The sequence below is a fragment of the Streptomyces sp. NPDC051364 genome (genome assembly GCF_040682115.1).
In the GTDB taxonomy this organism is placed as follows: Bacteria; Actinomycetota; Actinomycetes; order Streptomycetales; family Streptomycetaceae; genus Streptomyces.
Genome location: NZ_JBFBAH010000002.1, coordinates 84704 through 105917, shown reverse-complemented (window position 1 = coordinate 105917; position 21214 = coordinate 84704). Strand labels below are relative to the sequence as shown.

The following is a 21214-nucleotide window of genomic DNA, read 5'->3' as shown; positions in this document are numbered from 1 at the left end:
GGAGGAATACGCAGTGCAGTGACGTGCCGGTCACGGCAGGTCCGGCCCGTCAGTCGGCAGGCCGCTGTTGCGGCCCGCCAGAAAGACCCGGGTCAGGTGATCTTGGAGTTGAGCGTGCCGGAACTGATAGACCGCGCCGGCCTGGCGCAGTACATCCCGCTCGCACGCGTCGTCGAGGAAAGCGACCAGCCGCCAGGGCAACTGCCCTGTGAGCGGCAGCCAGATGCGCGCGAGGGCCACCCACTGGCCCCAAGCGGTGAAAGCGAGTCCGTACGCGAGTCCGCCCGCGAAAGCAGCTTCAGTCCCGAACGCGAGCCCCACCAGGAGTCCCCACGCGGGCCCGGCCGTGAATGCGTTGGCGCATCCGGCTCCCGTCCCGAACACGAGCGCCCACACCAGCAAATGGAAGACCACGTTCCTGCGGTCTTGGCTGAGCAGCTCCGAGGAACTGACACCAGATCTGATGTCGACGGGAACTTCCAGCCAGGCCATGAGCCCGAGCACCGACCCGACCCCGAGCCCGAGCCCGGGCACGAACACGAGGCCCCCCACGAGCCCGCCGTCCAGGCCGTCCCCGAGCCCCAGGGACTCGACCACGACCCTGTCCAGGAACAAGAGCACGAGCGCGGCCAGGACCCCGCACGCGAGCCCCAGCCGGAACCTGGGGAGGACCCCCGTACGCCTGCGCCCGGTCCTGCCGAAGACCTGGATGCGTACGCGCGACGGCTCTGCCACGCCCTGCGACACGAATCCGTACACGAGCCCGAAGAACAGTCCGTTCACGAGCGCGTGCAGGAGCCCGACCACGAGCCCCCGCACGAGCGCGAACCTGAGCCCGAACGATGTCGCGACCAAGTCCGCGGGAACGTTCCCGACGGCGGTCGTCACCCCGAGGGCCAGTGCGGCCAGAAATCCAATCACGAGCATGCGCGAGGAACGACTCATCGTGGTGCCCAGCTGCCACCAGGCGAGGTCACGTGCCGGGACGCCCGTGCCCGCCCTGCCGAGTCGGTCCAGGTGCACGGCAAGGTAGCCGAGCCACTGCTGCGCACGGTCGGGGTTCCAGTCCTGCCGCCGACGACGGCCGCTGCCGCCGTCGGTTGGCGAGGGCTCGTAGGCGGCCGGGGTGAACGCGGCCAGGAGATGCCTCTGCAGGGCCTCCGGGGAGGCGAACGTGGCGGTGTCCAGGAGCCGTACGGGGTCGGACCTGGGGGCGTCGCTGTAGACGGCACGGGCCATGGCGACCATCAGCGGGGTGATGAGCACCCTGGCCACGTTCTCCGCGCCCGGGCTGCGCCGTTGCCTGCGCAGCTCGTCCAGGACGGGTTCCCACACGGTGCTGCGCATACCGCCGTCCGTCCCCGGACGGCTGGTGAGAGGCAGGTAGAGGGCGACATCGTCCAAGGTCAGGTCGTCCAGCTCGACGACGGCAGCCTTCGGGAACGGGCGGGTCTCCACGGCCTCGGCGTACTCCCTGGGCCGACTGGTGAGGAGCAGCGGGGTGGTGGTGCGGTCGAGCTCTTTGAGCGCTGCACACTGCAGGCCGCCGGCGATCTCGTCGAACCCGTCCATGACGGGCAGGATCCAGCCGGTGTCGACCAGCGCGCCGGCCAGATTCCCTCCGTGTGCGGCAGGAACGGCGAGGCCGTGGTCGCGTACCAGCTGGTGGCACATCCAGTCGCGCAGGGAGACGGTGGTCGGGTCCCATGATCCCAGGCTGAAGATCACCGGTACGGGCTCGTCCGGCGTACGGGCGCCCAGCCAGTCGAGGACGAAGCGCAGGGTCAGGATCGTCTTGCCCGCCCCGGCCGCACCGAGCACCACCAGCCGGCGGGACGGGATGGACCGGTACACCTCCACGATCCGGTCGATGCGGCCGGCCAGTGCGAGCGGCGTCGAATCCGCCCCGGGTGGTGCGTTGCGGATCTTGGCCCAGTGATCGAGCAGGCGCGCGTCGGCATTCCGGAAGCGCACGGGGAGCGGGAACGGGTCGTGCACATGCCGCCGCCGCTCCTCCTTCCGCCATTGTCCGGCCACCCTGGAGGCGAGCAGCCCGGCTGCCTCCCGCAGCTCCGGCGCACCAGGGAGCGGCGTTGCACGGGGAAGCTCCTCCAGTCGGCCAGGATGCGCCGGCAACCCGATCAACGAGCTCAGTTCGCCGATCTCCTGCGGACTCACCTGTCGGTACCAGCGGTCCACCGGGCTCGCCGCGAGCGTGCTGAGCCCGTCGGAGCGGTAGTGCTTGGTGATGACGCCGATCACGTACCCGCCGCTCCACACCGGAGCCCCCGACATGCCCTCCCAAGGCGAACGGCCCCGCTCGGGGTCGTGCTCCGGGGAAGATTTAAGGGTTATCTCCAAACTGCCCTCACGCTGGTTCGACAACGGGGTGGTCTCACCGCGCGCGTGGTGGGAATCCCGATACGACACGGCCGCACCGCCGTCCGGCGACGCGGTCCCGGCACGCAGTCTGAACCTCGGGAATCCCAGCGCTTCGCACTCCACCGGCTTCGACACACGGGCGAACCGAACCGGCGGAACCGCAGCACCGGCCGGGCTGCCCGCGCCCGAGCCGCGGACGGCTGCGTCCGCGATGGCGATCAGCGCGACGTCCGAGGCGGAGTTCACCCAGAACGGCTTGCCCTGCAACTCCCGCGTACCGCCGTCCTCGGTGAGAAAACGCACCTGCACCGTCGCCGCGCCGCACACCACGTGCGCGGCCGTGAGCACCACGTTCCCGGCCACCTGGTAACCCGACCCGCGCCCTCCGGCGCCCGCGCCGCACGCGGTGATGACCTGGACCGCCCGCCGCCGGTCGAGCCCGTCCGGCTCTGTCGCCCCGCCCACAACGGCGCTCACTGCTCGTGTGCGTCAGCGCGGCCGGAGATGAACGGCGGTTTGTCCGCCCCCGCCAAGGCCGGCTGCAGCGCCAGTGAGATGCGCTGGGCCGAGACGGCGCTCACCGCCGCCTCCGCACCGGACTCCACCACCCAGAACCGCACTTTCGCCCCCGCCTGCCCGGACCGCTCCAGCGCGACCGACAGCTCCAACTCGATCGGTCCCAGCTCGAAGCGCAGCGCCTCGCCCTCCGCCGCGGCGATCGCCCGGCCCAGCTCCTCCCGTAGATCCCTGATCACGCTCGTCAACTCGATCACACCGTGCCCCTTGCGCTCCCTGGCTTCTCAGCCGTTCTCAGTCGCATCTCTGCAACCATGACCGGACACGCTGCAGAGCAGATGAAATTCCGATGATGCGTGAAAGCGGGGCTTCTCCATGGACAGCGAACCTCCCGAGCAGCTCCGGATCGCGGTGCTCGGGCCGTTACGGGCGTGCCGGGGCGGAGCACCGCTGGATCTGGGGCCCGTCAAACGGCAGGCCGTGCTGGCCGCGTTGCTGCTCCGCCGGGGGGCCGTGGTGAGCCATGAGCAGCTGATGTACGGAGTGTGGGGGTCGGAGCCACCCGCATCCGGCCACAAAGTGCTGGCCAGTCACGTCAACCCGCTGCGCCGGGCGCTCGACGCGGATGGCACCCGCCATACGGAGTCGGTGATCCGCAGCGGAAAGGGCTGGTACCGCTTCGCCGTCGACGGGGTCCGGCTCGATGTGGCGGACCTGATCGAGCGGGGCGTTGAGGCGCGGCGCACGAAGGCGTCCGGCGAGCTGGCCAGGGCTGTCGACCAGCTGTCCTCGGCGCTCGCACTCTTCCGGGGCGAGCCCCTGGCCGGCCTGCCGGGGTTGTTCGCGCAGGCCGAGCGGGAGCGGCTGTCGGAGCGCCGGCGAGGGCTCCGGCTGGACAAACTCGAGTGCCTGGTCCTGCTCGGCCGGTTCGGTGATGCCCTGGACGACCTCACGATCCTGTCCCCGTCCGACCGGTACGACGAGTCGCTGCTGGCGCTGCGGATGCGGGCCCTGTACGGCTGTGAACGCCAGGCGGAAGCGCTGAACGCCTATCAGGGCATGCGCGTACGGCTGCGTGACGAGCTGGGCGTCGATCCGGGGGAAGAGCTCCACCGGCTGTACGAAGCGGTGCTGCGCCACGACGACGAACACCTGCTCGGTCCGGCCGCTGCGCGCTCCGCCGCACATCCCGCCCGGCCCCGGACCCGCCGCACCGTCAATGAACTGCCGGGCGACGCCGGCCGCCTCGTCGGCCGGGAGGCCGAGCTCGCGCAGCTGACCGAGGCTTATGCGCCCGGATCCGTGTCGATCGTGACGGTGGACGGTACGGCCGGTGTCGGCAAGACCGCGCTCGTCGTACGCGCGGCCCGTGAGCTCAGCGACCGGTACCCGGACGGCAGCCTGTTCGTGGACCTGCGCGCGCACAGCACGCAGCGGCGGCAGACCCCCGAGCAGGCACTGCAGCGCCTGCTGCGCTCCCTGGGCGCGGCCAAGGGCGAGTTGCCGAGCGACCTCGAGGAACTCACCGCCACCTGGCGCGCGGCGACCAGCCCGCTACGGCTGCTCCTCGTGCTGGACGACGTCCTGGACGCCGACCAGGTGCGACCCCTGCTGCCCGCGGGAGCGGGCAGCAGGGTGCTGGTGGCCGGCCGCCGACAGCTGCCCGAACTGGACGCCGACCGACGGGTCACGCTGGAGCCGCTGAGGAGCGGTGGTGCGGTGCTGCTGCTCGCGCACCTCATCGGAGAGGAGCGCGCGAGCCGCGAGCCGGAGGCGACGCGTCAGCTGGTCGGGCTGTGCGACGGGCTGCCGCTCGCACTGCGCATCGCCGGGTCGCGGCTGCAGAACCGCCGCACCTGGACGGTGGAGTACCTGGTGGGCCGCATGGCGGGCGACGAACGCCGACTCGGCGAACTGAGCATCGGGGACCGCAGCGTCGAGGCGGCCTTCCGGCTGTCGTACGACCAGCTCGCACCCGACCAGCAGCTCGGCTTCCGCGCCCTGGGCCAGTCACCGACGGTCGAGTTCGATGTGCTGGCGCCGGCGGCCATGCTCGGCCGGCCGCCCCACGACACCGAGCGGATCCTGGAAAGCCTGGTCGACGCGAACCTTCTGCAACAACCGCGTCCGGGCCGCTACCGATTGCACGATCTGGTCCGCGTGCACGCGCGGCACCTCGCGAAAGCCCTGCCTGGCGAGGCCGCCAGCGTACGCACGGCCGCCCTGCGCCTCTACCTGGACGCCGCCCGGATCGCCAGTGACTGGGGCCTCCCCAACGGTTTCCCCACCGGACCCCAGCCCTCCGGAGCACCGTTCGCCAACTGGAAGGACGCGGAGATCTGGCTGGACGCGGCCGGTGGAGAGCTCGCCGACGTCGTCGGACACGCCGTGGCCCTCGGCGAGATCGACTACGCGTGCTGGATCGCCGAGGCGCTGGTCGACTACTTCACACGGCAGGGCCGCTACCACGAGTCCCAGACCGCTCTCGAGATCGCACTCGCGCACGTGGACGAGGCCACCGACCCGCGGATAGCCCTCGCCCTGCGGAACTGCCTTGCCTACACCGGCGTGTACCAGCGCCGGTACGCGCAGTCGCGGACCTTGTTCACCGAGGCGCTCCACCTCAGCCGGCGCGACCGCGACCCGAACGAAGAGACCCGGGCCCTTATCGGGCTGGCGTCCGTCGACGTGAGCGTGGGCGAGGGCGACCAGGCGATCTCCCGTGTCACCGAGGCGCTGGCCGTGTCCCGGCCGCCGTACAACGACTGGATCGCCTCGATCGCCTTCGTCATCCAAGGTCTCGCCCACCAGTTCGAGAGGCGGAACGAGGAGGCGCTGGCCAGCTTCGCCGAGGCCCGTACCCACGCCGACAGGAGCCGCAGACCGCGCATGCTCGGCAGGGTCCTGAGCTTCGCCGCCGAGATCCACCTCCGCCTCGGCCGGTACGCCGAGGCCAAGAGCCTGCTCCTCCGGGCGGTCCACCTGGTCGAGGAGGCCGGGGACGTCTTCCTCTGCGCGTGCAGCCTGACCCGGCTGGGCACGGCAGTGCTGGGCGAGGGAGATCCGGGCGCGGCCGTGGCCCTCCACCACCAGGCCCTGATCCTCCAGCACCAGTTGCTGTCCCCGCTCACCGAACCCGCGTACGACTGGCTGGAGACGGACATCCGCTCGCGGCTGGGCCGCGCCTACCTGGCGATGGGCCGCATCCACGAGGCACTCGGACAGTTCCAAGCCGTGCTCGAGGTGCCGGGCGCCCGGGGGAAGCGCTGACCGCGCACCGGCGGCCGAGGAACTCGAAGACCGCGAAGCCCGGTAGGGGGTTACGTCCCGCCGGCACCGGCCCCGGCGAGTCGGGGGCGGAGGTGCCTCCGGAATCACCGCCGGTGTCCCCCGCGTCGCGCCACCAGCACTCAACCAGTTCCGCAAGCTGCCCGAGGCGCCGACACGCCACATCCTCACCAGAGGCTTCGGGCGATCACTTCGCTCGGTCGGTGCCGACGGCACCGACCCGGACACAGATGACCCTCAGCCTGGTGGGATCACGGGACTACGCTTGGATCGCGCTCCTGGCCGCCGGCATGGCGCCTGTAGAGACAGCCATGGCTGGGGTGCCGGGCCTCGCGACGGGGCGAACGCTGCCTGACGCGGCACTAGCAGCGGGCCAGTGTGCCGCTCTCCCGGGTGAGGTGGGTGCTGGACATCCAGCCTTCGGTATTCGTGCCCTCGGTACGGGCGTAGATCCACTTGTTGCCATAGGCGTTGGTGACGTAGCAGTGGTAATAGACCTTCACGCCGGTCTTGACCACGGACACGTAGCTGCACTCCGCGTACGGCCCGGTGTAGAGGTGGGAGTTGTCGAGCAGGTAGCCGTAGCCGTTGCTGCGGTTCTCGTGACTCCAGCCGGTGCAGGCCGTCGACACCGGGGTGGGCTCCTTCACCGTGGAACTGGGCTTGCTCTCCGGAGAGGCGGACGGGCTCGCGGCCGGCTTGGCACCGTTGTTGCCGGGCGTCGTCGTGGGACCCGTCTTGTTCGCCGAGGGAGACGGCTTCGAGGAGGCGCCCGGAGCAACGGAGGACGACGGGCCGCTGCCCGCCGGGGAACTGACGGCGGGCGGCGTCGCCTGCGCACCGTTCGCGGTCGTGCCGCCCTCTTGGCCGGTCAGGGCGTAGGTGATTCCGCCGCCTGCGGCGAGGAGTACGACGGCGGCCGCTGATGCGATGAGGGTGCGGCTGCGGCCGCGTGCGCCACGGGCTGCGGTGCGGCTCGTTTCGGGAGTGGGGACTCCGGCTGGGCCCGCGACCGGCGCGCCGGGCTGCGGAAGCGCCGGCGGCAGGTTGGGCTGAAGGTAGCCGGCATGCGGAGGCTGAGGCTGCGGGGTGGGCTGGGGGAACATCGGGGGGCCGAACCCGGGGGGCGGTGCGACGGCGGCCGCAGCCCCGGGAACCACCATGGGCGTGGGAGCCGGGCCCTCGGACACCGTCCGGCCCGAGGCGACGCGCTCCAGCATGCCGCGCGCCTGGTCTGCGGTGGGCCGGCCTTCCGGTTCCTTCGCCATCAGCGCCTGGAGCACCGGCGTGAGTGGTCCAGCCCGGCGGGGCTCCGGCAGTGGCTCGGTGACGATGGCCGACAACGTGGACCACGCGGACGCGCGGCGGAACGGCGAAGTGCCCTCCACAGCCGCGTACAGCGTCATGCCGAGCGACCAGATGTCCGACGCGGGACCGGGCTCCCTGCCCTGCGCGCGCTCCGGTGGCAGGTAGTCGAGAGAGCCGATGATGTCACCGCTGCGGGTCAGCTTGGCCATGGCGTCGTCGTCGGAGGCTTCCATGGTGGCGATGCCGAAATCGGTGAGAACGATCCTCCCGCCGTGCTCCATCAGCACGTTGGCGGGCTTGACGTCCCGGTGCAGTACGCCGACCCGGTGCGCGGCGTCCAGGGCTTCCATCAGCTTGGCGCCGATCGCCGCGGCCTCGTGCGGCTCCAGCGGGCCGCGCTCCGTCAACACGTCGTCGAGCGAGGGCCCGTCGACGAATTCCATGACGATGACCGGCAGACCCTGCTCCTCGGTCACGTCGTGCACGGTGACCACGCCGCTGTGCCGGATACGGGCGGCGGCCTGCGCCTCCCGCTGCATCCGGGTCCGCAGATCGGCAAGTTCAGACGCGGAGGCGTCGGTGAAGGCTCGCAGGACCTTGACGGCGACCTCTCGGTTCAGCAGTTCGTCCACCGCCCGGGCGACCACTCCCATACCGCCGCGCCCGACCACGGAGGTCACCCGGTAACGCCCCCCGAGTACCTTGCCTATCAGGTCGCCGCCATCCGCTGCCCCCGCCTTCACCGCACGCTCCGTTCCATCGTTTCCATCGCTGTTCGCCATCCATCAACCGGTGGCCTCAAAGGTAGAGGCAGGAGCGTGGGGGGGATTGCGGCGGCCGGACTCAGCGACACTGGATGCCGCGTGCGTCATGGGGTACGGGGCGGATTTCCCCAGGAGAGGCGGTGGCACTCGTGTGCCTGCGTACTACCTGTGCATCGGCGAGCACACTGCCTCCGGCCCCGAACTCGGCCGCATCCGCCGCTGCTCCCGCGCCGAGCTCTACCGCACACTCGGCTCCGACGGCGCAGCCGTCAGCTGGGGGGCCCGCCTGTTCAACGGCCGCGACGAACAGATTGATGACCGCCCTGCTGCCCAACCCCTTCCTCACCGACCGCCAGGAGATCCGCGAGACCCCCGACTGCACCCGCCTCGCCGCCTCGCCGCCTGGGACGCACTGCGCGCTCGCTTCCTCGATCTGCCGGAGGACCCCCTCGACCGCAGCGGCAAGGGCTTCCGGCACAGCGGATGAGGAGTCGGCCAGTCCGTGTGCGGCAAGGCGAGTTGCACGCTCGCCGTTCAGGGTAAGCATGTGCAACATGCCACAGATTCCGGCGAGTACGGACGCGCCACGTGTACGGGATCGGCCCACCTTCAGGAATGAACACATGACGCCCATTCACCGAGGGCGCTGACCACCATGCAAGGAAGCCGCCTTCCGGACCGGGCATACGGCACGGTCCGGAAGGCGGCTTCTTGTTTTGACGCCATATCAGGAATATCTGGGCCGGGCGACGACGGCAGGCGGCCCCCCTGGCTCTCCTGGCTCAGTTCTTGCCGGTGAGCGAGGCCCCGGTCATCGGCCGCTCCGGGCCGGCAGTTGGCCGCAGTCAGCGCCAGCGCACTTGCTCAGCCAGTCGGCGAAGTCGGCGTCGTACTTGGTGCCGATGGTGTCACGCAGCAGGCTGTGGGCCGCGTCGTACTCACCTGCGCGGTAGTGGCCGAGCAGGGTTGCCACGTCCGCGGGGTGTGACTGCAGCATGTAACGGACGCCCAGATAGCCCCACTGGTAGATACGGGTGGTGTCGGCGTTCTCGTAGGTGGTCCCGAAGAGCTGGCTGAGCTTGTAGGTGTTCTTGCCCGCTTCTTCGATCGCCCTGTCGTAGGTGATGCCGCGGTACGAGTAGGAGACGTACTCGGCGAAACCCTCGATCCACATCACGGTCGGGGTGGTCTGCCCGGCTGAGAAGTCGCCGTACATGTCGTAGCGGCCGTCGAGGTAGTGGGTGTACTCGTGGTTGAGGTTCCAGATCTGGAAGGCGCCGTCCTGGGCCGGCTGCTCGTAGGCGATGAAGCGCGGCTGGTTGCCCTCAGCGGCCGGGTCACCCTCCAGGTACATGCCGCCGTTGTTGGTGTCGATGCCGAAGACAACACCGGCGTAGGTCTTGTAGTCGGTACTGGAGTTGAAGGCGACGATCTCGATGCTGGTGTTGTGGTCGTCCTTGACCGGACCGTTGTCCTTGACGATGCCGTGGAAGACCGGGTCCTGCTTGAGGACGCTGTCGCACGTGGCCGACAGTTCGGACGCGGTCAGCTCCTGCGCGAGGATCTTCACGCTCGGACCGCATGCATGCTTGACCGTCAGCACCGCGTCGCGCACGCGGTTCTGCAGGTCACAAGTGTCGTAATCGGCGCAGTTCCCCTTGTCGAACTCATCCGTCATCTCGGCAAGGCCGACCCAGAGCGGGGCGGTGCGTCCAGTGATCTCGCTGCGGCCGAGCAGCTCCTTGACCAACGGCTTGGCGGTGTCCTTGAGGTCGGCGTGCCGCAGGAAGCGGCCGAGTTCGCGTCCGGCGTTGCTGGCCAGGTAGGACTTGTCGGTGCCGAGGAGATCGTCGTGGGCGACGGCGAAGTCACGCAGTCCGGTGAGGACGCTCGGGTCCGCCTTCACGGCTTCCACGAACTCCGGCAGCTGGTGGCCACGGAAGAGCACGGTGTAGGTGTTGTTGACCGCCGCGAGCATCCCGTAGAACTGGTCGTACGACGAGTCGTAGTCCTTCTGCAGACGCTTGACCACGTCGAGGTGGCGGGCGTTCTCTCCGGAGCTGTCGATCAGGGTGACCGTCTCGGCCAGGGTTTCTCCGTTGGCCTCGGTGACGTCGAAGGCGTGGGACGAGCCGAAGAAAGCATCCAGGGCGCCCTGAATGGCGCTCTTCAGCGTCGGGCCGTATTCTCCGACGTTCTCCGGCTGGTTGTACTGGATGTAGTAGCCGGCACGCAGGTACAGCACCACCTGGGTTGCGAAGGTGGTGTTGTCCCCAGGGTAGTTGGTCGCGACATCCTTGAGTGCGTTCGCCACCGTGACCATCTGTTCCTCGCGGAACAGGGCCTTGGAGTCCTCACCGGTCACGCTGAACAGCGTGTTGATGCAGGTGGTTTCCGACTTCTTGATCTGCTCGGCCAGGGCAGCGCCGGTCTTCGAGGTGAAGTCGCTGACGTTGCAGTCCGCGGCGGCCTTCGCCGCAGAGCGGGCCTGCTTGCGCTCTGAGGCGTTCTGGGCCGCGGGGAGCGGAGGGCGTTGCGCGGGGTTCGAGGTCTTCGCGGCCGATCGCGCGGGGTCGGCGGCGTGTCCGGGTGCGAGATCGGCGGCAAGCACGGTGGAGGAGGCGGGCTGTGGGGCGGGGGCCGACCTCGGTGCGGGCTTGGGTGCCCCGGCACCGGCCGGGGTCGCCGTGCCATTGGGGGCGAGCACGGTGAGCCCCAGGCCGGCGACGGCCACGGTAGGTATCAGCAGTTGGGTGAGTTTCCTGAGGGTGGGGGGTTTGCGCATGGCGATGGCCTCCAGGCCGGTCGGCAGCCGTGCGTGGGGCACGGCGGTGGGGGGTGCGGACCGTGATGGCAACGGAAGTTGAGCACTCCCGGAGCTGACATAGCCGCGGAAAGTGTGACCGTACAATTTCACAGTTCACATGGCAGCGAAAGAGAGTTGCAAGCAATAGAAGAAACTGATGAGCCGTCAAGGGGGAGTCCTGTCACGGAACTTGACACAAAGACAGCCCGTGTCCCCCTGCTCAGGACAAGAACCGGCTGCGACAGCCGGCGCACCGCCGCGGTCCACCGCTGCTCACTCCGGGCGCGGGCTCGCACATCGTGGCCCGCATCACTTCTGCGGCCGCCACAATGAGGCATGTCCTCCAGCCCACAACATCCTGCGCCCGCGCCGAGGGGCCTCTCCGGCGCGGAAGCCGAGGACCTCGCGCTGTACCGGGAGAAGTTCCGGCGCCGTCTGCCGGAGTCGCTGGACGAGTTGCATGGGCCGGCGCACGGTGTCGTAGAGCTTCCGCTGCACCTGGCCTGGTCCGGGATGACCTCGTACGACCTGGGCAAGCCTCGCCAGCGCATGGGCCTGTACCGCACCGTCCTACACGAGGGCCTGCACGACGACCTGCCCCTCTACCTCAATCAGGATCTGCTCCTCCAGCTGTGGCCCGTGCTGCGTACCCTCGTCGGTCGCACCGTGCGCACCGTGTGGGAGGACGCCTTCCCCCAGCTCGCCTCCCGCACCCGGGCAGCCGCGTGACGGACATGCCGGAGCTGCACAAGCGGCTCCTGGCGGATGTGCTTGCCCTCGGCTCGCTGTATCCCTTGGTCCTCACCGGCGGGTATGCCGTGAGGGCGCACCGCCTCGTGAACCGTCCCAGCCAGGACCTCGATGTCGCCACGGAGAACCCGGCGCCCATGGCCGACATCGCGGCCGCAGTCTGTCGCGGCCTCGAGGCCCGGGGCTGGAAAGTGCAGGCGCTGGAAACTGCCCCGCTGTCCGCTCGCTTCACCGTGACCGACCCGGTCACCGGGCAGGACTGTGAAGTCGACATCCTGAAGGAAATCTTCTGGCGGCCCGTCTCCCAGAGCCAGTACGGGCCCGTACTGGCGGAGGAGGACGTGATCGGGACCAAGATTCGCGCCCTCGCCGACCGCGAAGGCCCCGCGACCTGATCGACGTGTTCGCTGCCTCCCGCCGCTGGACCAATACCGAGCTTGAGGAGTTCGGCCGCCGCCACGCCCGTGGCCGCTTCGAGCGCGAGGACCTGCAGGCGAACCTCACGGGCGCCGAGTGGACCGATGACGAAGCCTTCGCCGCCTACGGCCTGGACGAGACCACCATCGCCACTCTTCGTACCTGGGCCGTGGAGTGGGCCGACGACCTCGCGGCCCGACTCCTCGAAGAGTCCGATGATCCGGACGAGACCGCATCTGCAGGCTGCCGACGAGACCGACCAGCCCCAAGAGCTCCGACTCACGCGGCTCAGACACCCGGACGGGCTACGAAACCCGGCATCACGCCGCGTCCGCACATGTCGAGGACTGCGACAGCCGTGGCCGGTAGGGCCACGGGCTCCCGAGCGCCTGTGCAGCCCCGCGAAAGGTCGCGAGGGCAGAGGATATCCGCTGCGGGCGGCGTCGGGACCGTGTGTGCCCAGAAGGACGGTGGCCGCCACAACCGGGTTTGAGCAGGGCACACCGGCAGCGCCATGATGGGGCCGTTCGAGTGGCCCCGGTGCGGTAGGAGCAGCAGATGCGGCGAGACGGGAAGACGGCCCCGTCCGATCTCCAGCTGAAGATCGTGCTGCACGGCACAAGACCGCCCCTGTGGCGGCGCCTCGTGCTGCCGTCCGATACCTCGCTCGGGACGCTGCACGACGCCATCCAGGTCGCCTTCGGATGGCACCGTGGCCATCTGCATCTCTTCACCGACGAGTTCGGCCGGGGGTACGGCGATGCGGCCCGACTCGCCGGCATCGATCTCGGCTTCGGCCACGAGGTCGGCGACGAGGACGCCACCGCGCTCGGCGACGCACTGGCCGGCGAGGGAGCACGGCTGCGCTACGTCTACGACTTCGGCGATGACTGGGAGCACGGGATCACGCTGGAGAAGACACTGCCGCGCCCGGTCGGCGCGGAGCGGACAGTGCGCTGCGTCGGCGGCCGTCGCGCCGATGTACCGGCCGAGGACATCGGCGGCGTGCGGGGGCTGGCCGAGGTGCTGGAGTTCCTCGACACCCCGGGCGGGGCCGGGGATGGCCCGTACGGCGGGCTTGTCGCCGAGCTGCGGGCGGCCGGTTACGATCCTGCTGCCTTCGACCGGCACGGGATCACCGCGCGGCTGGCCGAGCTGACGCCGGACACGGTGTCCGGCAATGCGAAGCCGCCGACCGGTGATGGGGCCGGGCGCGGCGGTGTCCGTCGGCTGACCGCCGCGGACGTGGCGTTGTGTACCTGTGGGCAGTGCGGGGTGGGCGATCCGGTCGAGGCCGGAGTCGACGGACCGGCCGAGGATGTGCCTGTGCTGCGCCCGGTGACGCTGGCTCCGCGGGAGAACCTTGTCGCTGCCGTGCGGGGTGTTCCGCTCTTTGACGCTGCGCTGCGGCTCGCCGTCTGGTGCCGCGAGGGACGGCAGGTCACCGCAGGCCGGGTACTGCGGCCCGCACTCGCCCGTGAGGCCGTCGAGGAGCTCCAGCTGTGGAAGCTGGCCGGCGACGACTCGCCGTATGCCGATGCCGTCGCGCGGGCTCGTGCATTGAAATCGCTGCGCAGCGCCAAGGGCGTGGCCGTTCTCGATGATCCGTGGTGGCTCGCCATGGATGGCGGAATGATCACGGTCAGCGGTGGCCGCGCGTGGGGTGGCGCGGCAACCGACTTCACCGGTGAGGGCCTCCTGGAGTTCTGGGCCGCCACGACGGGCGATCTGCTGGAGGAGATCGGTGAGACGGGGGTGCTGGACGGGTGGCACAGTGAGCTGGGCGAGCTGACGGCCGAGATCGCCGACGGACTGGTCGGCCTGCTGTACGACGCCCCGGACGACGCCTGGGTGGATGTCGACGACCTGCGTGCGAAGGCCCGCGAGGTGGGCGAGAACCTGCCGGAGTTCGATCTCTTCCAGGCGCTGTTCGCGGCGTCCTTCCAGGAACTCGGGGAAGGGCTCGCCCTGCTGGGCGCGGTGGAGTACGAGCCCGGTGACGGCGTCGATTCGGCCGAGGAGAATCTGCGCACACTCCTGAACGCCATGGTCGAACAGGAGCTGGGCGGCGGCTCGGGAGCCTCGACGGCGGCGGCGGACCGGTCGTGGGACGACCAGCGCGGGCACCGCATGCGGCTCACCCCACTCGGCCGCTACGGGCTCCGCGCGTACCTGACGGAGTGCGGTGTGCACGCGCCGCTGCTCGGTGAGTACGCCGAAGCCGACGCCGACGCTCTGCTCCAGGGGCTCCTGGGCTACTCCCCCGAAGAGATGCGCCGGGAGGTCGAAGGGTGGCTGGCACACCGTTCGGCGACGGATGCCGCGGTAAGGCTGCTCGACGCATGCGCGGGAGACGGCTCCGAGGCAGCGGCGAAGCGCGCCGTGGCCCAACTGGTGCTGGCCGACCTCGACGACCCCCGGGCACTGCGCGTGCTGCGCAAGGCAGCGGACTCCGACGTCGAGGGATGCCGCCAGGTGGCCACCGCGACCCTGGGCGCACGCCTTGGGGCAGAAGCACGCGTGGACCCGGCGCGGGCGGAGGAGGCCGGACTGTGGCTGCTCATCGACGGACTGTCGATCCTCGCCGGTGCTCAGGAGAGGCAGGAACTGACCCGGGGCTTCCTGGAGAACTGGAACACGGCGCCGGAGGCGCTCGAACAGCGGGTGGACGAGCTGTGGCGAGTGGAGCACCCAGCCACCGCCCAAGTGCTCGCCGAACTGGGTGAGGGCTTGCGCGGCGTCGACAAGCGGCTGGCCAAACGCATGCGTACCGCGGCGAACAAGGCCCACTCCCGCCGGTGACGGCAGGGTCGAAACCTGCTGGTGGACGAAGATGCGGTGAAGACCGCCTGGACGACGGTGAGGCGAAAAGAGAGTGGCACGAGTCCTCGTACGGGAGCAGGGCACGGGCACGAGGAGCGTGCCGCCATTGGCCACACCCGAGTCGGCTGCCTGGGCCCGGAGCCTGCTCGACGACGGCTGGGCGGCGGTCTTCCTGCCCGGCGAGCCCGCCCGCCTCGGCCGGTTGCTGCTCTGGCAGCCCGCCGGGGCAGCCGCCGCCGAGGGCATGGCACCCGCGGGCGTCGAGGCCGAGGCTGCGGAGCTCGTGCTGCCGCACGGCCGCTCGGTCAGACGGCGCAGGGCGGAGGGTTACGCGCTGCCCGTCGCCCTCGCTGTTGCCGCGCTGTCCGGGGCACAGGCATCGAGGGGAGCCTGTTCACCAAGACCGAGGTGCCGCTGATGCTGCGGCCGCCGACGCTCCGCCCCGACCTGGTCGAACTCGGTCCGGCGGCCCGGCAGTGCAAGAGCACCCCGTGCGTCGGAGAGCCGATCGACGTGGCGACCGGCGCCATGCTGATGACACAGACCGACCTCACACTCCCCGCCGACCTCCCCCTGGTCTTCGAGCGCACCCACCTGTCCTCGTACCGCGGTGGGGTGTGCTTCGGCCCCACCTGGGTCTCCACCCTGGACGAGTGCCTTCAGATCGACGGGGAAGGGGTGGTGTTCGCCGCCTCGGACGGCATGCGCCTGGTCTACCCCGTTCCTCAGCCCGGCGAGCCAGCCCTGCCTGTCAAGGGCGCCCGCTGGCCGCTCGAATGGGACGGCAAGCCCGACGGCGTCATGACCATCACCGACCCGGACTCCGGAGTCGTCCGCACCTTCAGCACCCCCCTCCCCTCCGGCACCTTCGGTGTCTTCCACCTCCCCCTGGACAGCTGGCACGACCGCAACGGCGTCCGCATCGACATCGAGCGCGCGCACGACGGCATCCCCACCGCGCTCCGCCACTCCGGCGGCTACTACATCGCCGTGGACACCCAGGGGCCGCGTATCACCGCCCTGCGCCTGCTGGACCATGCCCCGTCGCGGTACGAGCTGTCGCCGGGCGAGGACGCCGGTACGGTCGTCGTGCGGTACGGCTACGACGAGGCGGGCAACCTCACCGAGGTCATCAACTCCAGCGGTGAGCCGCTGCGTTTCACGTACGACGCCGAGGGGCGGGTCACCTCCTGGACCGACCGCAACGGCACCTCGTTCGCGTACTTCTACGACGCCCGCGGCCGAGTCGAGCGCACCGAAGGCAGCGACGGCTTCCTCTCCGGCACCCTCGCCTACGACGACACGGCGCACACCACCACCTACACCGACTCCCTCGGCCGCCGCTCCACCCACCGGTACAACTCCGCGGGCATGGTCGTCGAGGAGACCGATCCGCTCGGCCACACCACCCGCACGCAGTGGACCGAGCGGGGCGACAAACCCGTCTCGGTCACCGACCCGCAGGGCCGTACGACGCGCTACACCTATGACGAAGCTGACAACCTCACCGCAGTCACCCTGCCGGACCAGACCGTCGCCCGGGCCACGTACAACGCGCTCGGCCGGCCGGTCGAGGTCGTCGAACCCGGTGGTGCGACCTGGCACCACACCTACGACGAGCTCGGCAACCTGGTCACCACGACCGACCCGCTCGGCGCCGAAACTCACTGTGCCTACGATGAGTCGGGCCACCTGGTCACTGTCACCGACGCCCTGGGCCACACCCGCAGGGTCACACCGGACGCGGCCGGGCTGCCCGTCGCCGTCACCGACGAACTCGGACACACCACGGTGGCGCGCCGCGACTCCTTCGGCCGTGTCGTCCAAGTGGTCGACCCACTGGGCGGGACCACCCGCATGGGCTGGACGACCGAAGGCAAGCCGACGTGGCGCGAGCATGCGGACGGCAGCCGAGAGTCCTGGACCTGGGACGGCGAGGGCAACCCGCTCACCCACACCGACCCCGCGGGCAACGTCACCCGCCACACCGCCACGCACTTCGACGTCCCCTCCACCCGCACAGACCCGGACGGAACGGCATACGCCTTCGCGTACGACACCGAGCTCCGGCTGACCGGAGTCACCAACCCGCAGGGGCTGAACTGGACGTACGCGTACGACGAAGCCGGCCGGCTGATCACGGAGACCGACTTCAACGGCCGAACGCTGACGTACACGCACGACGCGTCGGGCGCTCTGACATCCCGCACGAACGGCGTAGGCGAAACGCTAGGCTTCACCAGAGACGAGCTGGGCCGCGTCATCGAGCAGCGCACCGACGCGGGCGCCGTCACCACGTACGCCTACAGCACATCAGGCCATCTGATCCACACGGCCAACTCGGATGCGGCGGTCGCCATCGAGCGGGACGCCCTCGGCCGCACCCTCACGGAAACCGTCAACGGCCGGACCATCACCTACGTGTACGACGTGCTCGGACGTGTCGTCCGGCGCACCACCCCGTCCGGGCTGAACTCGCAGTGGACCTACGACCCGGCAGGCCGCCCCGCGGCGATCAGCACCGAGGCTGGCTCCCTGACCTTCGTGTACGACGCCGCGGGCCGTGAGACCGAGCGCCGCCTCGGCGACGGCGTCACGCTCACCCAGTCCTGGGACGCCGCCCACCGCCTCACCGAGCAGACCCTTTCGGGTTCGGGCCGGGTAGACGAGGCCGACCGTCTCCTCCAGCACCGCACCTACGCCTACCGCGAGGACGGCTACCTGACCGAGATCCGCGAACTGACCTCGGGCACCCGCCGGTTCGACCTCGACCGACTGGGCCGGGTCGCCGGGGTCCGGGCCCATGGCTGGACCGAGACATACGCCTACGACGCGGCAGGCAACCTCACCCACGCCACGGCCCCCGCTCACGAAGCCTCCGGCGACCGCGCATTCAACGGCACCCTCATCCGCAGCGCCGACCGCACCTCGTACGAGCACGACGCCCAGGGCCGCATGATCCGCAAGACCCGCAAGCTCCTCAACGGGCAGCAGCACACCTGGACGTACGCGTGGAACGCGGAAGACCGCCTGACGGAGGCCGTGACACCTGCCGGCGAACACTGGCAGTACACGTACGACCCACTTGGCCGCCGAATATCCAAGCACCGCTTGTCAGAAGACGGCTCGACCGCCGACCGCACCGACTTCACCTGGGACGACACCCGCCTGGCCGAACAGAACACGTCCGACGGCCAGGTCACCACCTGGGACTACGCCCCGGGCACCCACCACCCCCTCACCCAGAGCGACCACAGGCCGCTGGTCCGGGAGCAGGGCGCGTCCCTGCTGGCCACACTGGCCCAGGACACCTCGGCGGACTACAGCACCCGCTTCCACGCCGTCATCACGGACACGGTCGGCACGCCGACCGAGCTGGTCACCCCTGACGGTGAACTGACCTGGCAGCGCCGCACCACGCTGTGGGGCGCGCACTTCCCCGCCCCGACGGACACCACATCCCTAGACTGCCCCCTCCGCTTCCCCGGCCAATACGCGGACCCGGAAACCGGCTTTAACTACAACTACTTCCGCTACTACGACCCCGAAACCGCCCGGTACATCAGCCCGGACCCGCTGGGCCTGGAACCGGCACCCAACCACCACGCATATGTTGTGAACGCGTTGGGCTGGACCGACTCGCTGGGGCTTGCGGCACGGGGGCCGAAGGATCCGCTTGACCTTGGGCAGGGGTATCGAGGGCGATTGGACACCTGGCAGGAAGGGATGAAGGGGAAAGACTTTGAGATCCACGTCTACGACAAATCTGGCCGCGAGGTGGGTATCTTTGGCAGCGACGGCTGGTTCAACAAGCACCGGACAATAGGTGCAGATGTTGAAGTTCCGCCAAGTGTCGAGAATGCGCTGAAGGGGAGAGCCATCGACACCATGCGGCGGCATGGACGGATTGGCCCGAGGGGGACCGAAGACATCACCGGAGATAAATGGCAGCGACCCCGTCTTGCCTCGGAAGGCTGTAAATGAAATATGTGAAGGCGGACTGGGATTCAGAGATGCACGGGTTCAACCTGGACCCGAGCGCCTATCTCGTCGAACTTCCGCAGATGCGGGACGCGTTGCCTGCCGGAGCCTGGGCTTTTGCCTCCGCCGCCGAGCACTACAGCATGCGCAGTGCCCGATCTGTAAAAGACCTCGAACTGGCAGGAATCTCCGTGCCGACGGACAAGCGTGGGGTCTTGACCCTGGAATTTTCCGCCAACCAGTGGAAGCATGAATCCGGTCTTCGGATTCGGTACTCCGGGGTCTCGCACTTCTCGATCGACTACGACCAGTCGATCGACTGGATGCAGGCCGATACGGTGCTCCTCGACGAGATCCTTCCGCGGCATGATGGTTGTAGCCACGAAATTGTGCTGACCGATGCGTCGATCACTGTTCACTGCCAGGACCTTGAAGCCGTATGGGGTGCCGCGTGATGAGCAGTCTTGCCGCCGGGACGCAGGGGCCGTCGCCCGTCGTCATCGAAGTCTTCCTTCTGGCCGGGCTGGTCGGCGTCGGGTGTGGTGCGAGCTGGGCGTTCAATGTGCGGGGCATCGCGGTGCGGCGGGCCGAGGGCATTCGGCAGCGCCAGCAGCCGGTAGGGATGCAACTGGCGCAGCCGGCCGGTTCGATGTGGGCGCTGCCCTGGTACCACCGGGTCCTGGGGGCGGCCATGATGGGCGCCGGATTGGTGATGGTGGTCGCGGGGTATGCGCTCTGGCACCTCCGCTGACGCGTCCCGGCCCCCTGGCCCGGGGGCCGACCCAGGGCTGGAGCTGTCGGCAAGGTGAGGGGGAGCGCTACGGGAGGTAGCGCTCGTCGGCCTGCGTGCCCTCCTCCTCGATCAGTGACAGGGCCATCCGGTGGACAGGCGAAGTCCTCTGCGCACTCGCGGCGCGGGATCCTCCGGGCGAAACCAGCACTGCGGATTCTTACGAAGACCTCGCCCCTGCTTCCGTGTCTCGACAACATCGCGCGTCGCGTTCCTGCGCCTGATCCCGCCCCTGACAGTGGCGATCCCCCCTTCGGAGGCAGCCTCCGAAGGGGGGAATCTGGGGAGAATGAAGGTCCGTTGGGGAGCGGCTGGGGAGGATCGACCGCATAAACGGGCAGCACGCCGAAAGAGACGGAAAGGCGAATCGCCGCAGGTCAGATCACCTCTCTGGTCGGTTTCCGCAGGTCAGCGCCGCAAGGGCGAGAACTTCAAGAAGATCTCCTCCTGGGCCGCCATCCTGTTTGCACCCACGTTGGTGGGAACGATCCACGGCATGAACTTCGAGACCATGCCGGAACTCCACTGGGCGGCAGGCTACCCCTTCGCGATCCTGCTGATGGCGATCGCCTGCACGAGCCTGTACGTCATCTTCAAGAAGCGCGACTGGCTGTAGAGCACACATCAACACCGTTGATCAACTTAGCTCTTGCGAACGTCTAAAAGTGGCCCAGTGACGCGCATCTTCTCGGAGAAGATCTCCACCCGCGCCACCCGGCGCCCCGAGTCGGAGGCCGCCGTCAAGCTCGGCGGGGAGATCCGTTCCTCCGGCGTCGCCGTCACCCTCGTCGTCCAAGAGCACAAGCGGCTCGGCCGAGGCACCGAACTCGCCATGCTCGCCGAAGAGCTGAAGGCGAGCGATGTCGGGCTGGAGTTCCTCACAGGCGAACTCAAGGGCTCGCACGACCCGTCCGGGATCGTGTTCACGGTGCTGGCCGCGATGTCGGGCATGGAGCGCGAGTACATCCGCGACCGCACCCTGGAGGGCCACGAGTCCGCCCGCAAGCGTGGCAAGACGATCGGTGGCGCGGGCGTCACCGACGAGTCGATGCTGTCCATGCCCCTCCACCTGCGCGAGCAGGAGATGAGTCTGCGCGACATCGCCAAACGCCTCGTCATCACCACCGGCACGAAGAAAGGCCAGCACCTCTCACCCGCCACCGTCATGCGCATGCTGCGTGAACACGACGAGCACACAACCGCGATGGAAACCACCGGCTGACCCGCGGCCCAGCCCTTGATGCTGACTCCGCGAGATGAGTGATCACCTCGTGCCCGTCTTGGCTTGTGCGCCCACCAACTACCAGTAAGGCCCGTAGGGATGGGCGCCGCGCAAGAGGCCAGTGATCGTCACGGCGGGGGTTGAAAACACCCCGGCAGGCTTCGGGC

14 protein-coding genes and 1 pseudogene are annotated in these 21214 nt (G+C 69.4%); 11 read left to right on the top strand and 4 right to left on the bottom strand.

All coding sequences use genetic code 11. The features are described 5' to 3' along the window. Positions 1 to 30: 30 nt before the first annotated feature. Both AB0M76_RS04360 and AB0M76_RS04355 read right to left on the bottom strand, forming a co-directional pair. Positions 31 to 2859, bottom strand: a complete 2829-nt coding sequence (locus AB0M76_RS04360; RefSeq protein ID WP_365951471.1) for a trypsin-like peptidase domain-containing protein — start codon at positions 2857 to 2859, stop codon at positions 31 to 33. Continuing rightward, positions 2856 to 3155, bottom strand: a complete 300-nt coding sequence (locus tag AB0M76_RS04355; RefSeq protein ID WP_365951470.1) for a trypco2 family protein — start codon at positions 3153 to 3155, stop codon at positions 2856 to 2858. The genes AB0M76_RS04360 and AB0M76_RS04355 overlap by 4 nt, the downstream gene beginning before the upstream one ends. A gap of 118 nt (positions 3156 to 3273) precedes the next feature. Here AB0M76_RS04355 and AB0M76_RS04350 point away from each other — a divergent pair, with 118 nt between their 5' ends. Continuing rightward, positions 3274 to 6168, top strand: a complete 2895-nt coding sequence (locus AB0M76_RS04350) for a BTAD domain-containing putative transcriptional regulator (protein WP_365951469.1) — start codon at positions 3274 to 3276, stop codon at positions 6166 to 6168. Positions 6169 to 6548: 380 nt separating this feature from the next. On the opposite strand, the gene AB0M76_RS04345 is transcribed toward AB0M76_RS04350, so the two are convergent. Next, complete coding sequence (locus tag AB0M76_RS04345) at positions 6549 to 8276, bottom strand: protein kinase (RefSeq protein ID WP_365951468.1); 1728 nt, start codon at positions 8274 to 8276, stop codon at positions 6549 to 6551. Positions 8277 to 8409: 133 nt separating this feature from the next. Here AB0M76_RS04345 and AB0M76_RS04340 point away from each other — a divergent pair, with 133 nt between their 5' ends. After that, positions 8410 to 8745, top strand: a complete 336-nt coding sequence (locus tag AB0M76_RS04340) for a hypothetical protein (protein WP_365951467.1) — start codon at positions 8410 to 8412, stop codon at positions 8743 to 8745. A gap of 324 nt (positions 8746 to 9069) precedes the next feature. Here AB0M76_RS04340 and AB0M76_RS04335 read toward each other — a convergent pair whose 3' ends face one another. Beyond that, positions 9070 to 11043 (bottom strand): collagenase, encoded by a 1974-nt coding sequence (locus tag AB0M76_RS04335; RefSeq protein WP_365951903.1) that lies wholly within the window; start codon positions 11041 to 11043, stop codon positions 9070 to 9072. Between the two features lie 357 nt (positions 11044 to 11400). On the opposite strand from AB0M76_RS04335, the gene AB0M76_RS04330 reads away from it, so the two are divergent. The 9 genes and pseudogenes from AB0M76_RS04330 (at position 11401) to AB0M76_RS04290 (ending at position 21047) form a co-directional block, all read left to right on the top strand. After that, positions 11401 to 11793 (top strand): hypothetical protein, encoded by a 393-nt coding sequence (locus AB0M76_RS04330; protein WP_365951466.1) that lies wholly within the window; start codon positions 11401 to 11403, stop codon positions 11791 to 11793. A gap of 5 nt (positions 11794 to 11798) precedes the next feature. Next, positions 11799 to 12457 (top strand): annotated as a pseudogene (locus AB0M76_RS04325) (nucleotidyl transferase AbiEii/AbiGii toxin family protein); the annotation flags it as partial. A gap of 332 nt (positions 12458 to 12789) precedes the next feature. Continuing rightward, positions 12790 to 15033, top strand: a complete 2244-nt coding sequence (locus tag AB0M76_RS04320) for a plasmid pRiA4b ORF-3 family protein (RefSeq protein ID WP_365951465.1) — start codon at positions 12790 to 12792, stop codon at positions 15031 to 15033. Between the two features lie 127 nt (positions 15034 to 15160). Further along, positions 15161 to 15472 carry a hypothetical protein gene (locus AB0M76_RS04315; protein ID WP_365951464.1) on the top strand — a complete coding sequence of 104 codons (312 nt, stop codon included), beginning with the start codon at positions 15161 to 15163 and terminating at the stop codon, positions 15470 to 15472. Then, positions 15472 to 19038 carry a DUF6531 domain-containing protein gene (locus AB0M76_RS04310; protein WP_365951463.1) on the top strand — a complete coding sequence of 1189 codons (3567 nt, stop codon included), beginning with the start codon at positions 15472 to 15474 and terminating at the stop codon, positions 19036 to 19038. The genes AB0M76_RS04315 and AB0M76_RS04310 overlap by 1 nt, the downstream gene beginning before the upstream one ends. After that, a complete protein-coding gene (locus AB0M76_RS04305; protein ID WP_365951462.1) occupies positions 19035 to 19490 on the top strand; it encodes a hypothetical protein in 456 nt (151 codons plus the stop codon). Before AB0M76_RS04310 ends, AB0M76_RS04305 begins: the two co-directional genes overlap by 4 nt. After that, a complete protein-coding gene (locus AB0M76_RS04300; protein ID WP_365951461.1) occupies positions 19490 to 19786 on the top strand; it encodes a hypothetical protein in 297 nt (98 codons plus the stop codon). The genes AB0M76_RS04305 and AB0M76_RS04300 overlap by 1 nt, the downstream gene beginning before the upstream one ends. Positions 19787 to 20114: 328 nt before the next feature. Beyond that, on the top strand, positions 20115 to 20441 hold the full coding sequence (locus AB0M76_RS04295; RefSeq protein ID WP_365951460.1) for a CorA family divalent cation transporter: 327 nt from the start codon (positions 20115 to 20117) through the stop codon (positions 20439 to 20441). A 57-nt stretch (positions 20442 to 20498) separates the two neighbouring features. Continuing rightward, positions 20499 to 21047: a recombinase family protein gene (locus AB0M76_RS04290; protein WP_365951459.1), complete on the top strand. Its 549-nt coding sequence runs from the start codon at positions 20499 to 20501 to the stop codon at positions 21045 to 21047. The last annotated feature ends 167 nt before the right edge of the window (positions 21048 to 21214 follow it).